This window comes from Pseudodesulfovibrio sp. zrk46, assembly GCF_012516435.1.
In the GTDB taxonomy this organism is placed as follows: domain Bacteria; phylum Desulfobacterota; class Desulfovibrionia; order Desulfovibrionales; family Desulfovibrionaceae; genus Pseudodesulfovibrio.
The window spans coordinates 2,561,997-2,585,913 of the sequence record NZ_CP051216.1 but is presented as its reverse complement, the minus strand read 5'-3'; the positions used below and the strand labels follow the sequence as shown (position 1 = coordinate 2,585,913).

At 50.6% G+C, this 23,917-nt stretch carries 14 protein-coding genes and 1 tRNA gene; 5 read left to right on the top strand and 10 right to left on the bottom strand.

Annotation, left to right across the window (positions count from 1 at the left end; all coding sequences use genetic code 11):
* Nucleotides 1-7: 7 nt before the first annotated feature.
* From HFN16_RS11750 to HFN16_RS11730, 5 genes are all read right to left on the bottom strand, one after another.
* Nucleotides 8-796, bottom strand: coding sequence for a ThiF family adenylyltransferase (locus HFN16_RS11750; RefSeq protein WP_168890929.1), 789 nt, complete (start codon nt 794-796; stop codon nt 8-10).
* Nucleotides 796-2,247 carry an MFS transporter gene (locus tag HFN16_RS11745; RefSeq protein WP_168890928.1) on the bottom strand — a complete coding sequence of 484 codons (1,452 nt, stop codon included), beginning with the start codon at nt 2,245-2,247 and terminating at the stop codon, nt 796-798. Before HFN16_RS11745 ends, HFN16_RS11750 begins: the two co-directional genes overlap by 1 nt.
* Nucleotides 2,247-3,713 (bottom strand): hypothetical protein, encoded by a 1,467-nt coding sequence (locus HFN16_RS11740; RefSeq protein ID WP_168890927.1) that lies wholly within the window; start codon nt 3,711-3,713, stop codon nt 2,247-2,249. Before HFN16_RS11740 ends, HFN16_RS11745 begins: the two co-directional genes overlap by 1 nt.
* Nucleotides 3,714-3,869: 156 nt before the next feature.
* Nucleotides 3,870-8,273 carry a non-ribosomal peptide synthetase gene (locus tag HFN16_RS11735; RefSeq protein ID WP_168890926.1) on the bottom strand — a complete coding sequence of 1,468 codons (4,404 nt, stop codon included), beginning with the start codon at nt 8,271-8,273 and terminating at the stop codon, nt 3,870-3,872.
* Between the two features lie 239 nt (nt 8,274-8,512).
* A complete protein-coding gene (locus HFN16_RS11730; protein WP_247648322.1) occupies nt 8,513-10,564 on the bottom strand; it encodes a SpoIIE family protein phosphatase in 2,052 nt (683 codons plus the stop codon).
* 386 nt (nt 10,565-10,950) lie between these two features.
* Between HFN16_RS11730 and HFN16_RS11725 the strand changes: the two genes are divergently transcribed.
* The 5 genes from HFN16_RS11725 to HFN16_RS11705 are packed head-to-tail and all read left to right on the top strand — an operon-like array spanning nt 10,951 to nt 19,161.
* Nucleotides 10,951-12,312 carry a TolC family protein gene (locus HFN16_RS11725; protein WP_168890924.1) on the top strand — a complete coding sequence of 454 codons (1,362 nt, stop codon included), beginning with the start codon at nt 10,951-10,953 and terminating at the stop codon, nt 12,310-12,312.
* A 2-nt stretch (nt 12,313-12,314) separates the two neighbouring features.
* Complete coding sequence (locus HFN16_RS11720) at nt 12,315-12,590, top strand: hypothetical protein (RefSeq protein WP_168890923.1); 276 nt, start codon at nt 12,315-12,317, stop codon at nt 12,588-12,590.
* A gap of 14 nt (nt 12,591-12,604) precedes the next feature.
* The gene (locus tag HFN16_RS11715) at nt 12,605-14,740 is read left to right on the top strand and encodes an efflux RND transporter periplasmic adaptor subunit (protein WP_168890922.1); all 2,136 of its coding nucleotides are present in this window, start codon (nt 12,605-12,607) and stop codon (nt 14,738-14,740) included.
* A gap of 12 nt (nt 14,741-14,752) precedes the next feature.
* On the top strand, nt 14,753-18,670 hold the full coding sequence (locus tag HFN16_RS11710; RefSeq protein ID WP_168890921.1) for an efflux RND transporter permease subunit: 3,918 nt from the start codon (nt 14,753-14,755) through the stop codon (nt 18,668-18,670).
* Between the two features lie 41 nt (nt 18,671-18,711).
* Nucleotides 18,712-19,161 carry a hypothetical protein gene (locus tag HFN16_RS11705; protein ID WP_168892348.1) on the top strand — a complete coding sequence of 150 codons (450 nt, stop codon included), beginning with the start codon at nt 18,712-18,714 and terminating at the stop codon, nt 19,159-19,161.
* A 933-nt stretch (nt 19,162-20,094) separates the two neighbouring features.
* Here the strand turns inward: HFN16_RS11705 and HFN16_RS11700 are convergent.
* From HFN16_RS11700 to HFN16_RS11680, 5 genes are all read right to left on the bottom strand, one after another.
* Nucleotides 20,095-20,820 (bottom strand): polymorphic toxin type 44 domain-containing protein, encoded by a 726-nt coding sequence (locus HFN16_RS11700; protein ID WP_168890920.1) that lies wholly within the window; start codon nt 20,818-20,820, stop codon nt 20,095-20,097.
* A gap of 493 nt (nt 20,821-21,313) precedes the next feature.
* Complete coding sequence (locus tag HFN16_RS11695; RefSeq protein ID WP_168890919.1) at nt 21,314-21,703, bottom strand: hypothetical protein; 390 nt, start codon at nt 21,701-21,703, stop codon at nt 21,314-21,316.
* Nucleotides 21,696-22,289 (bottom strand): hypothetical protein, encoded by a 594-nt coding sequence (locus HFN16_RS11690; protein WP_168890918.1) that lies wholly within the window; start codon nt 22,287-22,289, stop codon nt 21,696-21,698. Before HFN16_RS11690 ends, HFN16_RS11695 begins: the two co-directional genes overlap by 8 nt.
* 299 nt (nt 22,290-22,588) lie before the next feature.
* Nucleotides 22,589-22,664, bottom strand: a tRNA-Ala gene (locus HFN16_RS11685).
* A 128-nt stretch (nt 22,665-22,792) separates the two neighbouring features.
* Nucleotides 22,793-23,863: a tetratricopeptide repeat protein gene (locus tag HFN16_RS11680; RefSeq protein ID WP_247648321.1), complete on the bottom strand. Its 1,071-nt coding sequence runs from the start codon at nt 23,861-23,863 to the stop codon at nt 22,793-22,795.
* Nucleotides 23,864-23,917: the final 54 nt, after the last annotated feature.

Below are 23,917 nucleotides of genomic sequence, written 5' to 3'. Positions count from 1 at the left end.
ATGTCCTCTATTCGGAGATGTCTGCTACGTGCATGGCCTGCGTCATGAAATCCAGAGTGACATACTTGGGCGCAAAGATCGGCTCTCTTTCAACAAGCCCGGTATCGGCCAGCAAATACGCGAGGACCTCGTTGGCAAGCAGGGCATTGGATGCCAGTCCGCCGATAGCCGTGGTGGGCAACACCCCCTTGGACAAGCCCTGCTTCATCCGCGCCATGGCCTCACCGCTGAAGCAGTCCTGCATGACCGAGGGTAAAAGCCCGCCGCCGGAATCGTTCTCTTTGGCGAGTTTCCAGAACACATCCTCTTTCATGCCGCCCGGTGCATAATTCACCATCAGCGCCCCAAACCCGATGGCACCACAGGTGAACGCCGGAATCTGATGCTTCTCCAGCAAGGCGGGCGTCATCTGCTTCACATCTTCACCCTTCTCCACATCAATGACCGCGACAAAGGCATCCGAATCCACGAGAAAATCGTCGAGATTGTCAGCATTGATGCCGTCGGGATAGGTCTCCAGCTTGATATCCGGATTGATGGAACGGGCCAGCTCCACGTACACATCTATTTTCTGACGATCCATGGTGTGGCCAAATGCGCCTGCCTGGCGATTCATGTCCGGAGGATCGAATACACCGTTCTCGGCAATACGGAAATTGCTGGCACCGCAACGGACGAGGGCAAGGAATGCACCGCCGCCCACACCACCGAGTCCGGCAAATGAGATGGTTTTTTCCTGGAGGATAGCAAACCCGTCATCCTTGAAGAATGGGGTCGCCCTATCGAGAAAGTTCATTAAGACCTCACATGTTCAGTTACGGAAGAAGGCGCTCTTCCTTCTCGTTTCATGAAAAAAACAGCAAAAGCCATCAGCAGCACCGCACAAACGACAACCCCCACCAGGGCCAGAGAGAACCCGCCCTGAGCTGCAGCCACCCCGCTCTTGCCCGTGCTACCGAACATATACAGGGAGGCAAAGAGGGAGAGTCCCAACGAACCGCCTACGGAAACCGAAAGGGAATTGAGCGCAGAGAAAACCCCCTCCTGACCTTTGGGAGCCCTCTCCAGCAGCAGGGTCGTGCTCGAAACCATGAGCGGAGCCACGGCGATACCGAACAAGGCAAGCACAAGAGCAAGTGTCATCTGCCCGGGTGATGCTGGAAGCATAAGTGTCCCTGCTGCAATGAGCGCGAGGCAGCCCGATGCAATGGCCTGAATGGTTTTACCGCCATAAAGATCGGTCAACTTGCCGCCAAGCGGAGTCGCAATGGCCATGGCAATGGCATTAGCCAGCATGGTAACCCCTGCCTGGGATGCCGTCATGCCCACGCTCCTCGTCAGGAAGAAGGGAAATACGATCATGACCCCATTGACCACCATGAGGAGGAACAGCTTGATGGCGAGCAGGATATTCACTCCCTGATCACCAAAAAGCGAGAGCGGTACCAGGGGGTGTTCGGCCCTTTTTTCCACCATCACAAAAAGCACCAGCGAAATGGAAAAAAGAAGCAGCAATCCCCAGACCTGCGGGGAACGCCATCCCGAATCGGCAACAGTAGCCAAGGCAATGGGAAATGAGCTGAACATGAGGATGCTTAGAACACCACCTTTGATGTCAATCAGCGAGAGCCTGCTTCGAAACGGCTTTCTTTCCCGAGCAGGCACTGCCCGCAGATGGACCAGCAAAGCCCCGATGCCTATGAGGCAGAGAGGAACATTGATGAGGAACGCCCAGTGCCATGAAAAGTGTTCAGCAAGATAGCCCCCCAGAGGCGGCCCCACAATCGTGCCGACACTCATGATCATAAGCACGATGCCGATGGTACTCCCGGTCTTTTCCCGCGCAACATGCTTGAGAATGACCGCACCAAAAGACGAAGCCAGCATGGCCCCGCCAATACCCTGCACCATGCGTCCAGTGAGGATGTGTGCAAAGGAAAACGAAAGCGCACATCCCACTGACCCGATAAGGAAGACGATGACGCCCAATAAAAAGACTTTTGACGCACTGAAAATATCGGCACAGCGGCCAAAGAGCATCTGCAGCGAAGCGAGCATTGTCAGATATATGGTCGCCAGCATCATGGATTGCGACACATTGACTTTGAACACGGTCTGCAGTGTCGGCAAAATGATGTTGACGATACTGGCATCGAGACCGCAGACAAGCATGCCGAGCATCAAGCCACACACCGCAGCCAACTGCGAGGACGCCATGGCCGCGGCGGTTGGATCCTTTCGAGCCATTACCTGCACTCCTTGCAGTCGCACAAGGAGAAGGCCATATCCCCTTCCGTTTCAATGCTTTCACGCGTGATGCCAAGGTCGTCCAGCAGCGGCTGGAGCGGTTCCGGTTCCCCGAAATAGCCAAGCCCTTCCAGTTCGGCGAATCCTTCCTCACGACTGATGAGGCCAAAATAAATTCCGGCACTGACTTCAACGATGGACTGGGGGAAGAAGGTGCTGCGCATGTTCTGATACCGCATGAACTGGCAATAGTCCTTGACCCGCTCAATGACGCAACTGGTGTGGAGCAAGCCCTTGTGTCCCGGAGGCATCTTCCACTCCATTTCGGTTTTCACCAAGTCGGCCACTTCACTCCATGTTCCATAGGTCTTGTTGGTCCTCAACCTGCGAAATTCAGGAATGGGAAGAGAGGGCTCCTCTTTCGCCCGCTTGAGCGTATTGTCGAGGTGCTCGTACAACGGCTCCAGCTGTTCTCGAACAGAGCGTTGGTATCGCATGAAGTCAGATGTAATGGCATGCGGCTTTGGCGGTTCAGGGGCATGTGCCACCGTGCTGAAAAAACCAAGTGTCATATCACGGTGACTCGGGGCAGGAGCAGGTTTTGCTTTCTTTCCGGATTTCAATTCGTCCATGACGTAACTGGTAACCGCCAGTTGAACCTCTTCCACTCCCTGCATGATGAATGGAATCCGTTCCTCCACAGCCATGGGGAAGAAAAGCACATGGGCAACAGTGGGACACAGGCAGGGAACGCCCACTTTCGCGAACTGCCCTTTCATGGCCTCCCTGATCATATTCCACGGCAACGTCCGCTCTACAAGCTCCACGGACGGGAGCAACTCAACCGAACGGCGAAGATTATCTTTGCAGGTATCATTGGTGTACGGCATGTTCCATGACACTGCCAGCACCCTGAGGCCGAGCTTCTTGCCCAACAGCCAGAGTAAATAAGTGGAGTCTTTGCCACCGGTGCACAACACCATCACATCAAAACGCGACTGCGTGTTGTTACGTGAAGCTTCCAGCAGTTCTTCTTCAGTGATGAAATTCTGCGGACCGGCAGACGCGCCGATCTTTTCCGCCCGCTCATAGCACTGACAGAATGCGCACACCCCTTCTTCATTAAACTCAAGTCCGGGCAACAACATATCGTTATTGATACAACGGGTGCATTCCTGCTTTGTCTCTTCCGTGGCAGGATGGCGCACCGCATTCGCGTCAACCACAATCCCGTCTTCCACCAGTTTCATAAACTGGGGGTGTGCGAGCAGTTCCTCTGGAAGCTCATCCCTTTTCCGAGCCTCGGCCAATGCACCAATGTGTTCGGCGACCAGATCCTCCAGATCAATCGAAAGCTGTGTATGCAAGGGAGGATTTCGCAACCCGTAATAAACCAAAGTCTGCTTATCGCCTTCGTTTCGTATTTGCCACCGGTACTGTAAAGCCATCAACTCGGGGAAACTCATATCCTCTCCTCATCTCGTTCAAAGTGCCAACTCGATCTGATGCATACCCCATTTCAAATCAAAGATGAATGAGCGCGCCTCTTCCGTACTCTCTCATTCAAGCGACGCAACAAGTGCGCTGCTCAGGATATCTCAGACTTGAATGTGATCATTTATTTAACTGGATGCTGCGACCAGATCTTCAAGTATTTTTAGGTATTCAGTGAGTAATTCATTCGCGAAATCGGCATCGCAGAACCCTGCTTGAGCCATGCATTGCAAAACAGGTCTTTCATCATGGTCAACCACCACCAGGGCCAGGGGGAGCGGCCAATGTTTCATTGGCGCCGGAGGGTCCATTCTGCTCTCAAAGTCAACGAACTGAGGGCCTGTCTGTTCGAAGAACGGCACATAGTGGAAAAAGATATCGGGATATCCTTGTCCGTTGGGGTCGACGTCTTGCCAAGTCGGCCACAGAGCATGGCGGGTACCTTCCTGCAGCACAGTCTGAACACGGTTCACACACGTTTTGAAGTGATCCGTATCAATGGTTGCACGGATATATAATCGATTAGTGAGGCATCCAATCAGGTTCTGGAGCTCCGTACGATCACGGAGGGCCGTAACATACGCTGTCAAAACGTCTTCTTTATCACCTTTTCGTCCAAACAGAACCATGTGCGCGGTGAGCAAACCTTCAAAGAAAGTACAGCCTGTTTGCTTGCAAAGGGCTTCGAAGTCGTTTCTCAGCTTGATGGGAAGTGGCTGCATGCTGCTCACTGATGCGTATTTGTGCTGAGCCGTATCTGGTTGGGGAGAAGTATCGAATACGGGCTGCACCCCATCCAGCTGTTCTTTCCAATAAAGCCGAGATTCTTCGAGACGACCATTTTCGACAAGCCCGTTATACCAGTCTGTAAAGTCCATGACCTGATACGGTTCAGGCTCAAGATCAGGCTCTCTGCCCTCTTTGCTGGCATTGTAGAGTTCGACAAGTTCCGATGACATTTTACGCATTGCCCACGCATCAAGAAGTTCATGCGTTCCGACCATAACCAAAGCGTGCTCGGTACGGCTGAAACGGAACAAACGAAATTCGCAACTCGGATAGTTATCGTTCCGGTCGCCCTCAACCCATTGGTTGATGAGTGCAGGGAGTTCCTCTCTTGAGGTATTGATAACCCCACCAGGACCGGCTGTCGTGACAGGGTGGAGACGGACTTCACTCCCCTCTTCACTGATGCGTATCCGTAATGCATCGTGGCGGGCGACAAGTGCATCAAGTGCATCCAGCATGATGTTTTCGTCCATCGGACCATTCATCTGCCATGTCGTGATTGATGCGGGGCTCGGGACACCGGCCGCAATCATGGCCTGTTCCTGCCTGCGCATCATCAAGGCGTTGAGAGGCATGGGTTCGGGTCTGTTGTGTAGCCGTTTTTTCAAGCTGGGCAATTGTGGCCCCACATCGCCGGTTTCAATGAGGACCTGTGCCAGATTGGCGATGGTTCGTTGCTTGCGAACCATTGCAATATCAATATTCAGGCCTTGGTCTTCAGCTTCAGCGATAAGAGACATGCACAATAAGGAATCGCCACCGACGTCAAAAAAGTCGTCCAACACACCGACCTGCTCCAGCTCAAGGAGATCTTGCCAGATCTTGACGAGTTTCCTTTCTATCTCGTTACGTGGCGCCATATACTCGGTGAGCGCAGTATCATCATGAGCAGGTTGAGGCAGCTTGCGTCGATCGATTTTACTGCCGGGAGTCATGGGGAATTTATCCATTATGACAAAGGCTGATGGCACCATGTAGTCAGGCAGCACATTGGCAGCCTCGGTTCTCAGAAAGTCCGGCGTTATGAGCGCTTTCTTGTCAGACGAAGGGATAACGTATGCTACCAGCTTATGCGTAGCTCCACTGGGAAGCGGAATGACGAGACAACTGTTTACGCCGTCCATGCGGGAAATGGCCGTCCCTACTTCACCACATTCAATACGATGTCCTCGAATTTTGACCTGAAAATCCACTCTTCCAATGAACTCGATATGCCCCGTATCCATCCAACGGACCAGATCTCCGCTCTTGTAGTTACGCGGATTTCGCGCTTCTTTTGTAGCGAAAGGATTTTCAAAAAATGCTTTCGCATTCAATTCAGCCCTATTGATGTAGCCTTTGGAAACCTGCAATCCACCGATGAACAATTCTCCGGGAATCCCTACTGGCAGAAGTTGCATGTACGGATCGAGAATATAACAGCTGACATTCTTGAGCGGAGTGCCAATGTCATTGGGAAGGCTGTTGCCGTCAATCAGGCCAGCCGTGGCCGCGACCGTATTCTCTGTCGGACCGTATGCGTTGATGAGCTTTCTGCCCTTGGACCACTGTTTAATGGCATCAGGATCAGTACTTTCACCGGCTACAACAAGAGAGGAGAGAGCCGGCAGTTCCTTGTATGGCATGATGGCCAGCATTGCCGGTGGAATCGTCGCGACTGAAACGTCCATCTCTTCCAGCATTCGACCGAGTACGTTGGCGTCACTCCTGTGTTCTTCCAGCGCGACAACAAGCGTTGCCCCTGTAAGCAGGGCCGGGAAGATTTCTGCAACAGAAGCATCAAAATTGAGCGAGGCAAACTGGAGTACACGGCTCTTGCGGTCTATGAAAAATGCTTTCTTCAATCCATCAACCAGATTGATAACCTGGTGATGCTGAATAGGCACACCTTTTGGCTTGCCCGTAGTGCCAGAGGTATAGATCGCATATGCTTGGTCATCAGGACCAGTCATATCCTCAATGCGTTCCATGCGACCTTTTGGAAAGTCATTGATATCCACGGCAGTCAAACTGCTAAATAGCTTTTCGTGCCCATCGTTAGCCAAAACGATTCCAATCCCGGCATCTTCTGCCATGAACGCAAGCCGCTCTTCCGGATATTCCGGATCCAGTGGCACATACGCGGCACCGCTCTTCAGAATACCCATGATCGCTGCAATCATGGAGATACTGCGTGTCATGGAAATTCCGACATACTGCCCGGACAGGGAGACGCCCTTATTCAACTTCATGAGCCCGTGGGCAATGTTATCAGTCCAGGCATCCAGCTCGGCGTATGTTACAGAGCCTTCAGTACTCATCAGGGCGATATGATCAGGTGATGCACTCACTCTCTCTTTGAACAGAGCAGGAATGGAGAGTTTGTCCCGGTAGGCTTCAAAGCGAGGGTTGAAGCTGAGAACTCGTTGCTTTTCCCTTTCAGAGACAAGGGATAGTTGTCCAACCGGGGTATCCGGAGCGCTTAATGCTTGATTCAATATGGCAGTAAGGCTTTCGTACAGTGTATCAATGTCTTGTTTCGAGTACACTTCACCATCTGCCATAAACAGGATTTCCAGCTTCCCTTCACCATCGGTACCAGCAAGGTTGATATGGATGTTTAAACTGTTCCTGCTTTGACCAGGCAAGACTATTTCGTAGGCAGGCGCATCTGTTTTATTAGGATGTCCCACAATGCTCACATTCATGATGTGTCCAACATCAATGTCATACTCGCGACGCATGTCAGAAACCAAGAGATCAAGCGGGTATCTGGAGTGCTTTTTCAGGATGTTGTTAATCCGCTGACTGGACTCAAGAGCATACTCTGCAAAACTCTTTTGGGGATCGAAATCGAAAACAAAAGGGAGTGTGCTGACAAACATTCCGCACATGTCGTAAAATCGTTTCTCCGATCTATTGTGGTTGGCTATACCAACGGCGAAAGACTCAGAGCGTGTTGCCTTGGCTATATAAACTCCGAAGGCGGACATGATCTGCTTGTAGACAGAGACGCCATACTGGTCTGCGAAGGAATGTATTTTACTGTGCAAATCCTCTGAAACGACACTTGCGACCTGAATCAACTCAGCATCTTCTTCTCCATTTCCGTTTGCCAGCTTGAGCGGCTCGGGAAATGAGGAAAGTTCATTCATCCAAAATGTTCGGTCTGAGTTGAAGGCGGAAGACTTTTTATAAGTATTTTCGAACTCAATGAAATCTTTATAACTATCAATAGTTTTAACAATGGAAGGGTCAGACAATCGTCTTTCAATTTCTTCCATCAAAACCATTGTTGTACGCCCATCGCTGACAATATGATGGAGCATGTAGAAATACCCAATGGCACCATTGATCGAAACACCCGTAAACCGGAACAGAGGAGATCTGTAGAGCTCCATTGGCACCAATGCCTGTTCAAGCATCCATTGGTGTGCAGTTTCCGAGTCTGAAAACTCTTTATGTTCTAGCTCAAAGGGACGGTATTCTGAAAAGAACTGACAGGCACCAAAAGATTCATCGCCGGCACTCCCTTTGGCAATACGGGCCCGTAATGCTTCATTATCCCGGACACATCCGTTAATTGCGTCCTGAAGGGCTTCAAAACTGGTTCCTTTGGGACACGGAACATACAGTGCAATCGTATTGATAGCCGTGTTGGGATACTCGGCCTCGGCAAACCATATACGACGCTGTGGATGACTTAATGGGTATGTTTGCATGATGAATACGTATTGTTGTGGTTCAGCTTCATAACCACCCACAGAAACGTGGGAGCTTGGGGCGATGCTTGATACGCCTACTTAAACCAAATCAAAAGTATGTTCCAGTAAACTTGATACTTAAGATAGAATCAACTCCCAATCAGACAAAAGAAAAAGGACCTCAGCTTTTCATCTGAAGTCCTTAAATTTCTAGTGGTGGAGTTGGAAGGAATTGAACCCACAAGCCTTTGAATGAGGTTCAAGGATACTTGTAAGAAAACAAAAACGGATACTTACTGCTACACTACCTTCAAAACAGCGATGGTCATATCATCCAGCTTGCTGGAACCTCCACGAAACTCTCCGAGGTGGGCGCGAAGCGTTGCAATTATATGTTCGGATTCAGCCTCGGCGTTATTTCTGATGAGCGTCTTGAGACGGTCCTTGCCATACAACTCGCTTGTCTCGGACTGGGTTTCCCAGATGCCGTCAGTGCCAATAATGACAATCTGGCCGGATCGAAGATCTTTCCTCTGATTCAAATCGAAATCAACATCGGGAATGACGCCCAACGGCATTCCGTCACCGGATAACTCTTCAAACGTATCTGTGTTCGGATCATAGAGCAGTGCGGGGTCATGGCCGGCGCGTACCCAACAGACTGAGCCATCGTTGCTCAGCTCCATAAGAAACATGGTCATGAAGCGCCCAGTCCCATCAAGATCTTCAAACATCAGATCGTTAACGGCGGACAACACCTCATCAAGAGAACGTTCACCATACGTCTGTCCCCGCAGATAGGCCCGGGCGGAGGCCATCATCAACGCCGCCTGAAAACCGTGACCGCTGACATCCCCCACAGCTACGACGAGGGAACTACCATCCGTGCCATGTCTCGGAATGAAGCCGTAATAGTCTCCGCCGGTTTCATCGCAATATGCACTGATGGCCGCGATATCAAAGCCGGGGAATTCGGGATTATCAGCTGGTAGCAGATTCTGTTGTACTTCCTGAGCAACTTCAAGATGACTCTTGATCGCCACACGCTCTTTCAGCTCCGGTACCATCTTATTAATAGCCAAACCAAGCTGACCTATTTCGTCTGTGGAACGAATTGTTGCCCTGACATTGAATTCCCCTTTGGCAACCAGTTTGACGGTAGTGACCAGCTCGGAAATGTTACGAGTCACGAACTTGGAAAGAATCAGGGCGGTCAGCACAACCAGTAACGCGACCGACAGGACCACGATTCCCATCTTCCTTTCATGCTCGTCCACTTGCGAAAGGACAAAATCCTGTGCAGCCTTGGCCTCTCTGACAATATCACCTCTCGGCACAACCAGCAGCAATGATGAGTTATTTTCATCGATAGGGGCGTATGCCCAAAGCGCCTCACCGCCTTCGTAGGGCATCCCTACGACGCCAGGCTTTCCTGCCAACAATGCAGTGGTCATAATGCCAAACTGTTCAGAATCATCAGAAGTGAGCCACTGATCCTGTTCGGGAATCTGCCAGTGCCCCCGCCCCGCCTGATACTCTTGTTCCTGTGCAGTTATTCTGACTCTGTCAGGGGTATTACCCTGCCCTTCGATAGGTTTGACCAGAAATGAAACCGCAGCGTCTGAAAACATGCTGACATGCAGGTTTTGATGCAGGACAGAATCCACTGGTACAACCAGAGTCAAGTTACCTTGCAGCTCACCATTTATATTACGAATAGGCGAAGCAACACGGAACACCATTCTTCGAGTTCGTGAATCAACTTGCGGTAATGTCCAGCTCAGCGACTCTTTCAACTCCGATTCGTTCGACCGGGACGTTTGCCTCATGCCCATGCGTTGCTGCTCGACCTTGGGATAGACCAGCTTCGTCCCGTCCGCCAAGGCGACTTCTATCCACATGATCAATCGTGGAAATTCAAATTTGACCCTTCCCAACGGTGTCACAAGCCCTTGCCTGACCATTGGAATATCGGGACCGCTTTCCAAGGCCACCTCGTTGAAGTCGACCTCAAGCTGCTGTTGCCTCCCCTTCATGTGCGTATAGGTGTATTCCCCCATGATTTCATTCATCTGAATATCGGGCGGGATAAACGAACCTGTAGGAGGGATATGGGAATGGCCGTACAAAACTCCTTCGATTTTTGACGCGAGCAGAAGTGACGTTGCTTCCAGTAACTGGCGTTCACGGTGCAACACCCGAGCATGGTCCTGCACAATTCGTTTCAACCCATTGCTCGCTTTATGTACCAACACATTGCCACTTCGTTCTGCCAGCGTGTCCCCCATTTCAGACAAATCACGCTGCACACTTGTCCGCACAACAAGCAACGGGGCTAAAGAAATGAACATCAGTAGTATCAATAGCTTATATCTAATTTGCATAAACGTCCCACGAGCATCTGATCAGCTACATCCGTGCTCGGAAATCAGCTAAAAGGTTACAGGCCACACCCTCTGTTCTTGGCAAGCATCATTCCAAACAATAATACTTTTCAAGAAATACCATAATATTATAATATTAGTCCCATTCATATATCTGTGTAATAGGCGATACATTTGCGCATACGCATTGCACAAAAACAGTGCACCTAATTGCACAACACATGCAGTCATTTGCACCAATCCTGACAAATTTAGTCGGGATTTTTGAGAGCATATTTGGTAACAAGTAGAAATACAAGACGATGCACCGATGGCACGCACCTTGTTAGAGTAATGCAAAATCTGGAGCCCCAATGACCATGACCCCCACCAAGATACTCGGAACATTCTTTCTTCTGCTCTTTGCCATGCTGGTAACTGCATCCGCCGAGGAATCGCCCGAGATGGAAGTCGACACCTTGCCCGGCAGCTATCTCGGTGACAGGACTGAACTGAATGATCTGAAGTCATTCCTTATTTTGGCTGCGGATAACAACAATGAACTCAGAGCAGCATTCCAGAAATGGCAGGCTGCAATTAAAAAGGCCGTTCAAGCTGACACGTTGCCTGATCCCAAATTCTCCTTCGGATATTACACCACCCCACTCGAGACACGTGGCGGCCCAGCGCGGTACAAATATGGTTTGTCACAGACCCTGCCTTTCTTCGGAAAGCTCGATTACAAAGAGCAAATGGCGCTGCGTGAAGCTGATGGTTTCAAGGCGAAGTTCGACAGTCTGAAGCTGGATACGTACTACGAAGTCAAAAAGATATACTATGAATATGCATATCTTGCCCGCGCCATAGATATCACCCGGGAAAACATCGAATTGATGAAGTACCTGGAAAAGATAGCCACAGCTCGCTACACGACAGGGTCTGCCAAACACTCCGACATCATCCGTCCTCAGGTAGAACTCGGAAAACTCGAAGATCGACTCAATTCCCTCAACGATCTGAAATTTCCCCTTGCCGCAAGACTCAATGCCTTGCTCGACCGTCCTGCTGAAACAGAGATCGCGTTGCCTGCCGCCATACCTGTGATGACAATCGTCGATCCGAAAGAAAATCTCAGCGGGATGATTCAAGAGAACAATCCCAAGCTGGCATACTGGGATACCGTCACCGCCAAAGAAGAAGCAGGCAAAGGACTGGCTGAGCGGAACTACTACCCGGATTTCACCTTTGGCGTGGATGTTACCGAAGTGGATAAAGCTCGCAACTCCGGCGTCATGGGGGACGGACAAAACCCGGTCATGACCTCCATGTCCTTCAACATTCCCATCTGGCTCAATGCCCGAGATGCAGCAGTAGAAGAAAGCAACGCCAAAATCATTGCAGCGAAACGCAGCCGCATTGGCCTCGAACGCAAACTGAAAGCCGATCTTGAGTTGGCGCTCTACAAATATCGAGATGCCGGGCGCAAAATCAATCTTTACAAGGACACACTGGTTCCAAAAGCAGAACAGGCTCTGGGAGTCACCATGGAAGCCTTCATGACAGGTCGCGGCACTTCACTCGACCTGATTGACGCTGAGAAGACTCTCCTTGAACTGCAACTCGCTTACTATCGAGCCCTCACCGATCAGGCCCAACGTCTGGCTGAGATCGAAACCCTTGTAGGTCAGGAACTGGCCTGCGAGTTCCACGGATCACTACTCAAGGACAACAAGTAACCATGCGCAAACCATTCTTCATTGCTGCAGCTGCGGTATTCACTCTGATTCTATCAGCAATGCCAACATTCAGCGCTTTTGCCACAGCCGAAACTGGCGACCAAAAGCTGTGCCCTGTAATGGGCTTTGAAATTAACCGGGACCTTTTTTCGGACTACATGGACAAAAGAATCTACTTTTGCTGTCCGATTTGTCCTCCAGAATTCAAGCGATCCCCGGAAAAATACATGGCCGAAATGCGTAAACAGGGTGTCATCCCAGAAAACACCCCGGCATAAACATAGAGGAAATCATGAGCAAACTCAGGAACACAAAGCTGATACTGATCGTCATACTTTCAAGTGTGGTCGCCTTCTCTGCTGGCTATCTGGTCAAGGGAAGCGATATAGCTCCTCCCAAGGGAGTGGCCGAGCATCTTGAAAGCGAGGGTGAACACGACCTCGAAGCCCACATTGACGAGGCGGGCAACATCACCTGGACCTGCTCAATGCACCCTCAAATTCAGCTCCCCGAGCCCGGGAAATGCCCTATCTGTTTCATGGAGCTCATCCCGTTGCAGCGAAAGGATGACGGCGAACAGGCCAGCATCAGGGAAATAACCCTCAGCGAGGGAGCTCGAAAACTGGCAGGGATCACAACCGAAGCGGTCAAGCGCCTTGATGTTGCTATCGAGACACGGATGGTCGGCAAGGTTGACTATGATGAGACAAGGGTGAGGAACATTACGGCATGGACTGGTGGCCGCGTTGACAGAATGTACGTCGACTACACCGGCGGCCTGGTTAAAAAAGGCCAGCCGATGGTGTCGGTTTACAGTCCGGAGCTGCTCACTGCCCAAGCCGAACTGATACAGGCCGTGAAGGCCATGCGCGATCTCAAGGACAGCAAGCTCGACCTGGTCAAGAACAGCGCGGCTCGCACTGAGGAGGCCGCCCGCGAGAAGCTGCGCCTTCTGGGGCTGACAAAAGCCCAGATAGACAAGGTCGTCCAAAACGGAAGGCCTTCAGACCACATTACGCTGTATGCTCCTCAGGGGGGCGTCGTCATCCGCAAGGACGTCAATGAAGGTCAATATGTAAAAACTGGCGCTTCCATTTATTCCATCGCCGACCTCTCATCACTTTGGGTTGTTCTTGAAGCGTATGAATCCGACCTTCCATGGATTGGACTCGGACAGCAGGTCGAATTCCAAACCGAGGCCTACCCGGGCAAAGTTTTCAAAGGAAAGGTCGTCTACATTGACCCACTCGTAAACGAGAAGACCAGAACTGTGCGCGTACGTCTTGAGGTGTCCAACAGAGACGGCAGCCTCAAGCCGGGCATGCTGGTTCGTGCCACGCAGCAAAAGGGCGGCGAAAAAGATAACGACTCGGATTCTCCTCTGGTTATTCCTGCATCAGCCCCGCTGATCACAGGCAAGCGTGCAGTGGTCTATGTCGCCAACCCCGACAAGGACGGCGCATTTGAAGGCCGAGAGGTCGTTCTGGGGCCCAAAGCCGGCAACTACTACATCATCAAAAGCGGGCTTAAGGAAGACGAGTTGGTCGTTACCAAGGGTAACTTCAAGATCGACAGCGCGATCCAGATTGTTGCCAAACCGAGCATGATGAATCCCTCCAGCACTTCTGCTGCTGTAGAGGAGGAACTGCCTGCCCTGTTCGCCTCCAAGCTGAGACTGCTCGCCCAGTCATTTGCCACCCTCTCGGAAGTGGTCAAAACCAATGATCTCAAACAGACACACCTCGCATTTGGAGCGTTCAATAAAGAACTCCGCCTGATTGATGGCGAAGGCCTTGAAGGCAAGCCTGCTCTTCGTTGGAAGGAGTATTCTATGCTTCTCGGCAACGACGCGATACTTGGAGCAGAAGCCCCCGACACCAAACGACTCAATGACATTTTCAAGGAAATGCAGGGCCATTACGCAGATCTGGTAGCTACATTCAAGCTGGATACTGAAACGGCTCATTACAACGCTCCAGAAATATTCAAAAAGCAGCTTGGGTTCGTTTTCGCCGAGTATGAACGACTCGCTGATGCCCTGGCGGCAGACAATGCCGAAGCAGCACGCAAAGCAGCAGCCAAAGTATCTGGGGCACTCCAGTTGGTGAGCAGTGCTGACCTTGATGGCCCCTCTCACAACGTCTGGTCACAGAGTCTCTCAAAAATGAACGACGGCCTGACTGCAATCCGTGAAGCTCAGGACATCGTCGGCGTCCGTACCGGTTTTGAACCGCTCTCGGTCGGCTTGTCAGAGGCAATCCTCAAGTTGGGCGTAGCGACTGAAGGGCCGCTCTATGAAATATTCTGCCCCATGGCCTTCGAATACGATGGCGCGACCTGGCTCCAGCGTAGTGAAGAAGTAAAAAACCCCTACTTCGGTGCGGCCATGATCTCCTGTGGTGAAACCAACCAGCAGCTCAAGAAATAACTGGGTGTCACCATGAAAAACGAGACATGTATAGAAGCCAAGACCTTCACTGACAAAGTCATCCGCTTCTGCCTCGAGCAGAAGCTGGTGGTATTCCTGCTCGTGGCAATGACCTTGTGCTGGGGTCTCGTTGTTGCTCCGTTCGACTGGAAAATCGACGGCCTTCCCCGAGACCCTGTTCCCGTGGACGCCATCCCCGACATCGGTGAGAACCAACAGATTGTTTTCACCCAATGGATGGGACGTTCTCCTCAGGACATGGAAGATCAGGTCACCTATCCGCTTACTGTCTCCCTGCTCGGCATCCCCGGCGTCAAGACAGTCCGTAGCTACTCCATGTTCGGGTTCTCCACCATCTACGTCATCTTCAATGAAGATGTAGAGTTCTACTGGTCCCGATCACGGTTGCTGGAGAAACTGAACAGCCTCCCGCCAGGCACTCTTCCCCAAGGGGTTCAACCCACCTTAGGTCCGGATGCCACAGCGCTTGGACAGGTGTTCTGGTACACCCTTGAAGGGAGAGATGAAGACGGTAATCCGACAGGTGGCTGGGACCTCGACGAGCTTCGTTCCATACAGGACTGGTACGTCCGATACGCTTTGCTCGGCGCGGACGGTGTCAGTGAAACAGCCTCGGTTGGCGGCTTTGTAAAAGAATACCAGATCGACGTGGACCCGGATGCCTTGCGCACAGCCGGAGTTAAACTTGAAGACGTTTTCTCAGCGGTCAAACAATCCAATCTCGATGTCGGCGCCCGGACCATCGAAATCAACAGCGTGGAATACCTTATCCGTGGCATTGGGTTCGTAAAGGAGCTTGGCGACATCGAAGAAGCCGTTGTCAAAGTATCCAACAACGTCCCCATTCGGGTCAAGGACGTGGCCAAGGTCACACTTGGCCCCGCTCTGAGACGAGGTGTTCTCGACAAAGGCGGCGCTGAAGCCGTAGGCGGCGTTGTTGTTGTCAGATATGGCGAAAACCCGCTGCAGGTCATCAAGAACGTCAAAGAAAAGATCGCAGACATATCTCCCGGCTTACCTTCCAAGACATTGGCCGACGGTACGGTCTCGAAAGTAACCATTGTCCCGTTCTACGATCGTTCAGGGCTCATCAACGAAACCTTGGGGACACTCAATACGGCGTTGACGGAAGAGATTCTCATCACGATCATCGTTGTCCTGATAGCAGTGATGCACCTTCGAAGTTCCCTTCTGATCTCATCCCTCCTGCCCATGGCGGTCATGATGGTGTTCATCGGAATGAAGCTCTTCAATGTGGACGCCAATATCGTCGCTTTGTCAGGCATCGCCATCGCAATCGGCACCATGGTCGATATGGGCATCATCATATGCGAAAACATCCTCAAAAAGTTTGAACACGCATCCCTCGACGAATGCCGAATGAAGGTCATCTTCAAAGGCGCATCGGAAGTCGGCAGTGCGATCATGACAGCTGTTGCGACGACCATTGTCAGCTTCCTGCCGGTCTTTGCCATGGAGGGGCCGGAAGGCAAACTCTTCAAGCCACTTGCCTACACCAAGAGTTTCGCGCTCATCGCATCAATCATTGTCGCACTGACGGTTCTCCCCGCAATCGCGCACATCATATACAAGCGCAAGGATCCCAACGCGCCCAAGAGACTCCCGAACCACTTCATCGATTTCATATACATTGCTGCGGGTCTGGCTGTATGTGTTTTCGTTAAATGGTGGGTCGGCATTTTCCTGATTGTTCTTGGCCTGCACCGCATCTTCGGACACCTCATGCCGCCACAGATAGAGGGACTGTTCGGTCACCTTGAGAACTGGGGTGTCATTGCACTGATGACCATTTTCCTTGCCACGCACTGGCTCCCGCTTGGCCCCGAGAAAGGCGATTTGCGAAACATCATCTTCGTCACGGTTCTCATTGGCGGCCTCATGGCATTCTTCCAGTTCTTTCAGCGCCAGTATCCTGCCATGCTCTGCTGGGTTCTCGACCACAAGGCGACGTTTCTCAGCCTGCCTGCAGTCCTTATCCTTTTCGGTGGACTCATCTGGTTTGGTGGTGGCTCCATGACATCATGGCTGCCCGACTCTATCAGGGCCTCCCGCCCTATCGGCGCCTTGATTCACGCCTTCCCCGGTTTGGGCAAGGAATTCATGCCGCCACTGGATGAAGGGTCGTTCCTCTATATGCCAACAACCATGCCCCACGCGTCCATCGGCGAAGTACAGGATGTCTTGTCCAAGCAGGACATGGCCATGCTCAACATTCCCGAAGTGGACAGCGCCGTTGGCAAGCTTGGCCGTGCCGAAACACCGCTTGATCCTGCGCCAGTCTCCATGATTGAGACCGTCATCAATTACAAACCCGAATACCTCATTGATGCAAAGGGGAAACGCTTACGGTTCAAATATGATGAAAACCAGAAGGACTATTTCCGTTCGGCAGAGGGCAACCCACTGCCTGCCAACGACGGGCTCCCATACATCGTTCAGGGCTTTTATGAACGCGATGACAACGGCAAGCTGATTGAAGACTCTGAGGGCAAACCTTTCCGCCAATGGAGAACGCGTCTTGATCCGCAGTTGAATCCGGGCCGAACCGAATGGGCTGGCATCCGTTCCCCAGATGACATCTGGGACGAAATAGCCCTTGCTGCCGAGGTTCCGGGGACCACCTCGGCCCCCAAGCTGCAACCCATTGCAGCCCGTATCGTCATGCTGCAATCCGGCATGCGCGCCCCCATGGGCATCAAAGTCAAAGGACCAGACCTCGCGACCATTGAGCGGTTCGGTCTGCAACTTGAGCAACTCCTCAAGGAAGTCCCCTCCATTCAACCTGCAGCAGTTGTGGCAGACCGCATCGTCGGCAAACCGTATCTTGAAATCGTAATCGACCGGGAAGCCATCGCCCGATATGGCATCAAACTGCAAAAAGTACAGGATGTCATCGAGGTGGCCGTCGGCGGAAAGATGCTGTCGACAAGCATTGAAGGACGAGAACGTTACCCGATGCGGGTCAGATACATGCGTGAGTTGCGCGACAGCATTGAAGCGCTGGAAGACATCCTCGTAGCGGCCCCATCCGGAGAGCAGATCCCGCTGAAACAACTCGCCGACCTTCGCTATGTCCGAGGACCGCAGGTCATCAAGAGTGAGGACACCTTCCTCATCGGCTACGTTCTGTTCGACAAGAAAGCCGGATTTGCAGAGGTGGATGTGGTTGAACACGCCCGCGCATTCATCGACAGCAGAATCGCTTCCGGGGAACTCACTGTGCCCAGCGGAGTCTCCTACGAGTTTGCCGGCAACTACGAAAATCAGGTGCGTGCCCAGAAGAAGCTCGCGATCATTCTGCCGTTGGCGCTCATGGTTATTGTTGTGATTCTCTACCTGCAGTTCAAATCCATGGCTACGACCCTGATGGTCTTTTCAGGAATCATCGTTGCATGGTCTGGCGGCTTCCTGATGATCTGGCTCTATGGACAGGAGTGGTTCCTGAACTTCAGTGTCTTCGGCACTCACATGCGCGACCTGTTCCAGATGCACCAGATCAACCTGAGTGTGGCGATATGGGTCGGTTTCCTTGCCCTGTTCGGCATTGCCTCCGACGACGGCGTCATCATGGCCACCTATCTCGATGAGAGCCGCGATACCCGTGACATGAGCAGCGTGCCAGCCATTCGTCATGCGATTCTCGAAGGCGCCAAACGGCGTATACGCCCGGCTCTCATGACGTCGGCAACCACCATCCTCGCGCTCATCCCGGTACTGACATCAACGGGACGAGGCGCAGACATCATGGTTCCCATGGCTATCCCCTCTTTTGGCGGCATGACCATAGCGATCCTGACCGTATTTGTTGTTCCAACCCTGTACTGCTTCGTTGAAGAATTGAAATTCAAAAAAGCAGCAAAACTCAATTCAGAAAAGCAAACGGCTTAATAAAACAACCCAGTAAACCAATCTCAAAAAGGAGTATTATGATGAAAAAACTTACAAGCATTACCATGGCATTTGCATTGACCCTGCTCGTCTCCAGCTTCGCTTTCGCAATGCAAGGCATGGATCATGGCAACATGAAAGCCGGTGACATGAGTGTCCATGAAAGCATGAAAGTCATGGAAGACAACCTCGCCCTGATGAAAGCGGACGTGGAAACCATGAAAGACCCTGCAAAACGCAAAGCTGCAATGGGAGCCATGAACAAGCACATGAACGACATGCACCACGGCATGGCTGGCGTTGAAGCCCATGCAAAGAAAAACCATGACAAGCACATGGAAGCTTCAATGAAGCAGCTGAACAAGGAAATGATGATCACCATGAAGGGTATGGGCGTCACCAAAAAGGACGCAGACAAAGGCATCCCCATGATGATGGATGGCATTCACAAGATGGAAAACACTATCCAGAAAATGAAAAGCATGAAGTAAGGCTTGTCTCTGATAAGTTATAAAGCAGGGCACTCAATGTGCCCTGCTTTTTTTATTCTATTTACTCTGTGAGACACAGATTCATCACAAAGACTAAGACAAAAGAAAAAGGACCTCAGATATTAATCTGAAGTCCTTAACTTTCTAGTGGTGGAGCTGGAGGGAATTGAACCCATGACATCTTGAATGCCATTCAAGGCGCAGAGCTTGTATCTCTTGAAATCATTAGTTGTTTTTCATGAGTGGATAACAGGTCTTGGCGAAAAGCGGCGATTTTGTGCTGCGGGAGGTTATCCACCAACCTCCTCGCTCTCGGAACAGATTAGCAATGTTCTCTCAAATTATTGGACGGATAAGTATCTGGTTTATGACTTTGCTATGATATTCCTCTTCTCTGGCGGGATATAAACCACACTGTTGTTCCGGTGAAGACCAGTTGCACCAAGCTAAGGTCTCTTGGACCTGAATATCCCGTAGGAGCAATAAAAACGGCTATCAGATTACACGCTGCAATTACTGATAGGACGATTGGTGGCAATATATCTTTGCCACTTGTCTGCTTCTTGTTGCTACGTATGGTTCCATATGTGAACCAGGAAGCAAAAATGACCACGGCGAGTTCTACTATATTCAACCAATGGTGATTAAGTGGTTCCTGGTCTGTGAATGGAAAGCCGACAAGCAATCCCCAAAGCAAGAAAGGCACGAACAGAACAGCGAGTGCTCCTTGAATGCCAAAAAAAAGTAGTAGTATGATTCTAAGAGATTTCATTTTGTTGGCCTTACTTCTCTTTTGTTCCGATAGTGCGAATCAAAAGGAGCGACTTTCTCGGTGTAAAACAAGTCTACCAATATGCACGGCATGATGCCTGACAGACGTTGAATTTTCAATATATTATCAAGGAGACGCAATTCATGCGCCTCCCTTATTATTCATCTCACAGGATAGGCTTGCCCTTTCCTGATTGCACCATTGTCCGCGGGATCATCAAGCCATGTGCTATAAAACTCCGGCTCCCAGGTCCCAGCTCTGAATTGAGCATAGCCGGCAGCGACCTGAGCGAAAGTTGCGTTAAGTTTCATTGCATTAGTGTACAGGCCGTAATGGTAGTTCCCGAAAGCTTGATATCGCTTGTCGATTTGTTTGTAATCGTACTTGCCATCATTCTGAAACTTCTCATAAACCCATTCGCATTTGAGATAAAAAGCCACCGCTTCGGCAGATGTCTTACGAAGAGAATCGGGCAACGAGAAGTCATTGATGACCCTTTTCACCTTTGCTTCCAAAGCAGATATAATTTGATCAGCTTTGTTTCTGCACTCCTTCGCCTTGCGCCGTGCTTCCGCAAGGTTGGCCTCTATGTCCACACCCGGTGGTACGACAATGTCCCGGCTTGCATCGGTTGAAATCGCTTCAAATTGTTCGAGTTCGCATTTACAGTTCGGGTGAATCTGTGCCGGTTTCCTTTCAAACCATACATCCTTCATAGCCTGACACTTCTCACAGGCGTGAGGCTTTGGTTTGAATCGCCAGTATGTCGTTGCCTTCTCAGAGTTGGTGTCATTTGTTCCGCCACTGCCAGCCACTGCGGACATGTGTTTCGGCAGCCCATAGACCAGTTGGTCACCTCCAATGTGTTGAACCCGTTTTCTCGTCATTCAATTTCTCCTTTACCCAGTGGGCTGTTCGTTTATTTGCGAAAAGCCTATCATGGGTTTTTCAGCGAAATTGTCCGGCACAAAGCATTGCAGGCAGAATGCACGCCAAAGTCGGCCAAGTGCGGTGCATGGTCGGTAAGATGCGATGAAATCACCGCATTTTTGTGTTGACAGGATTTTGAAAAGACCACTTTTCTTGAGTTCAAGGGGCCGCCAATCATCATCCCACTATAACCATTGAGATTAGAAAAAACGGATAACCGCAACCTGTTATCCAGATAGTCCCAAAAACAAAAAAAAGGTTATCCAAAACACTGGACAACCTCTTGAAATTTGTGGTGGAGCTGGAGGGAATTGAACCCACGACCTCTTGAATGCCATTCAAGGAGCAAGTTTTGTATCTGTTTAAATTATTGATTAAAATTTTGAGCGGAGAACTTTTTTTTGGCGGAAAGCGGGGATTTTGTGCTGTGGGAGGTTATCCAACACCAAGTTAAGGAAGATAAGACTTCACCTTGTCCGGACAAAGGCTCATGGCTGCATCCAGAGCTTCTTGGGGTTCAAACCGGACAATACTGAACCAATGCCCACCAGGAAACTCACTTTTGGGAACAGTAATAGAGGTGCTCCCCGTTTTCACGACAATTGAGTCATGATTACAGCCTGCAACCAACTCCTTAAGATTGGTCTTTGCCGCATCCACATCAACACAAGCCACAAAGACCATTTTCTTTTCCCCTCCAGAAAGATGCTCAGTCCCTTTGCTGACCACTATCCCCTCGACACTCTCACACGGAAGATAAAGGTCGCATGCAAATGTCTCCACAGCACAAGCGAATACAAACAAGAAGGAAACAGCTAGACAGACTAATTTGTTAATCATCCCAATCCTCATATATAATAGTGTAGTCAACTTGAATGCCATCTGAACCGTGAGCCTGCAACCGAATCGTCCAAGTGACAGGGGCATCCTCATCTGCTTTCAAATTGATAGTATGTGAAGTCCGTGGAGGGCAGGCTAGATTCTCTTTGGACTCACCGTTAACTTCGATCCAAACTCCAGTTGTTAAACCACCCCATATCCCCTTCAGCCGGATATGGACGTGCTTCCCTCCCTTAAACCTGCGCCACTCATGATTAGATAAAGATCCATTAATATACCGCTTTACTTTTCGCAACGGGTGCTTCTTTATCTCACATTTGCAATTGGGATGCGGACGTTCTGGTTCTTCCATAAACTCCTTTCCTGCCATTGCTTGGCATTTTACACATGCTTTAGACTTCGGATGAACCGTCCAGTAATAATCCCCCATGGGATCAGCAGGAGGGTTCTGGTTTGATCGTTCATACTCTGCTTCAGCCTTCTTAAACTTTGTCAAACTCTCTTGGGAGGACACTCCCACCATGTGCTTGGGCATCCCATAAACAAGCTGATCATCCCCGATATGTTTTACTGTTCTCTTTGCCATTTCAATTTCTCCTTTTTGACCGTCTTCGAAACTGGTCATTGATTTGGCAAAACCTACCACGAGTTTTCAGCTAAGGATGAAAACGGGTGAGAATGACATGATAACGAGCGAAAAGGCATAACATTTCCTATTGACAAGATTTCAATACGACCGCTTTACCGAAGTTCAAGCGGTCTTCCGGAACCATCCATGCGCAACCATTGAGGATCGAAAAAGTCGGAGAACCCAAAATGTTATCCAGATAACACCAAAAACAAAAAAGAGGTTATCCAAACCAATGGATAACCTCTTGAAATATATGGTGGAGCTGGAGGGAATTGAACCCACGACCTCTTGAATGCCATTCAAGCGCTCTCCCAACTGAGCTACAGCCCCACGTCGTTGGGTGAAGAGGTGTCTATCTAAGGGGCCGGATGATGTCAACAGGAAAAGTTTGAAAAAAATAGTTTGGCGCAAAAAAAAGACGTTTTTTCCTATTGAGGCAGTGTGTTGCGATTGGTGTGCTAATTATCAAGATCGATGAGAACGCGGCCGGACATATCAGTCTTGGGCGCCTTATCGATGACGTTTTTGCTCTTTTTGGCGATCTGATCACGCAGGGCCTGGGCGTGTTCCATTTTCGGGTCCAACTCAATGCTCTTTTCGGCGTACTTGAGCGCGTTCTCATTGTCCCCGTTGAAACCATAGGCCCGGGCCATATTGTAGTAGAGATTGGGATCGTCCGGAGTCAGTTCTGCGGCCTGATGATAAGCGCGTATGGCTCCTTTGTAATCGCCCTGTTTGCGGAGTTTTACGCCGAGTCGATTGAATGGATTGACCGCATCCGGCTCGTTCTGAAGAATCTCCACGAAAACCTGCTTGGCCTCGTCGAGGCGATCCTGAATGGCGAACACATCACCCGCCTTGGTGAGGTACTCCTGATACTTCTCCATATCGCCTTTACCCTTATGGGCCTCGGCCATACCTTTGTAGGCTTCGGCGTACATCTCATTGATGGCGATGACCTTATTGAAGGCGATGATGGCCTTACCGTACTTCTCTTCGGCCAGATAGCGCATGCCCCGCTCAAAATACTTGGTGGCCGGATTTTCCTCTTCCACCAGTTCTTCAAGGCTTTCCAAGGCTTCGTCAAACTGTCCGGCACTCACCAGCCCCAAGGCATCGGAGAGCATTTCCTGCTCAATTTCATCCGGTGATATACTGGAAGAAGCGGCACGCAGGTGGCGACTCAGCGTATCAATGCTATATGGACGGAGGACGTACCCGCCGCAGCCCACGGCGATGGAATCGAGCACGGCTTCTCGACGACGATCATTAGTGATGATGACTACGGGGACGTTGCGAGAGGAAACTCGTTTGAGGCGATCAATACATTGAATCGCGTCAGTGTCTTCGAGCTTTTCATCCACCAGAGCAAAGTCGATGTCCCGAAGCTGGAACCCGGCTTCTGCCTCGGTCCATGACGGATACACACAAATATCCTTGGCTCCGAGCCCAATCAAACATCGGCGATCCAAGCTGATATTATGAGAATTATTAGAAAAAATACCGTAACGCAAGGAATCCAACATCATCGAAACTCTCCAGAATAATCACTTAGACCGTTGTAATTACCTACGAATAAGGCA

Bases quoted from the DNA above. Each gene is read 5' to 3' on its own strand.
- HFN16_RS11750 (WP_168890929.1), bottom strand. From the start codon at position 796: ATGAACTTTCTCGATAGGGCGACCCCATTCTTCAAGGATGACGGGTTT.
- HFN16_RS11745 (WP_168890928.1), bottom strand. From the start codon at position 2,247: ATGGCTCGAAAGGATCCAACCGCCGCGGCCATGGCGTCCTCGCAGTTG.
- HFN16_RS11740 (WP_168890927.1), bottom strand. From the start codon at position 3,713: ATGAGTTTCCCCGAGTTGATGGCTTTACAGTACCGGTGGCAAATACGA.
- HFN16_RS11730 (WP_247648322.1), bottom strand. From the start codon at position 10,564: ATGTTCATTTCTTTAGCCCCGTTGCTTGTTGTGCGGACAAGTGTGCAG.
- HFN16_RS11725 (WP_168890924.1), top strand. From the start codon at position 10,951: ATGACCATGACCCCCACCAAGATACTCGGAACATTCTTTCTTCTGCTC.
- HFN16_RS11720 (WP_168890923.1), top strand. From the start codon at position 12,315: ATGCGCAAACCATTCTTCATTGCTGCAGCTGCGGTATTCACTCTGATT.
- HFN16_RS11715 (WP_168890922.1), top strand. From the start codon at position 12,605: ATGAGCAAACTCAGGAACACAAAGCTGATACTGATCGTCATACTTTCA.
- HFN16_RS11710 (WP_168890921.1), top strand. From the start codon at position 14,753: ATGAAAAACGAGACATGTATAGAAGCCAAGACCTTCACTGACAAAGTC.
- HFN16_RS11705 (WP_168892348.1), top strand. From the start codon at position 18,712: ATGAAAAAACTTACAAGCATTACCATGGCATTTGCATTGACCCTGCTC.
- HFN16_RS11700 (WP_168890920.1), bottom strand. From the start codon at position 20,820: ATGACGAGAAAACGGGTTCAACACATTGGAGGTGACCAACTGGTCTAT.
- HFN16_RS11695 (WP_168890919.1), bottom strand. From the start codon at position 21,703: ATGATTAACAAATTAGTCTGTCTAGCTGTTTCCTTCTTGTTTGTATTC.
- HFN16_RS11690 (WP_168890918.1), bottom strand. From the start codon at position 22,289: ATGGCAAAGAGAACAGTAAAACATATCGGGGATGATCAGCTTGTTTAT.
- HFN16_RS11680 (WP_247648321.1), bottom strand. From the start codon at position 23,863: ATGATGTTGGATTCCTTGCGTTACGGTATTTTTTCTAATAATTCTCAT.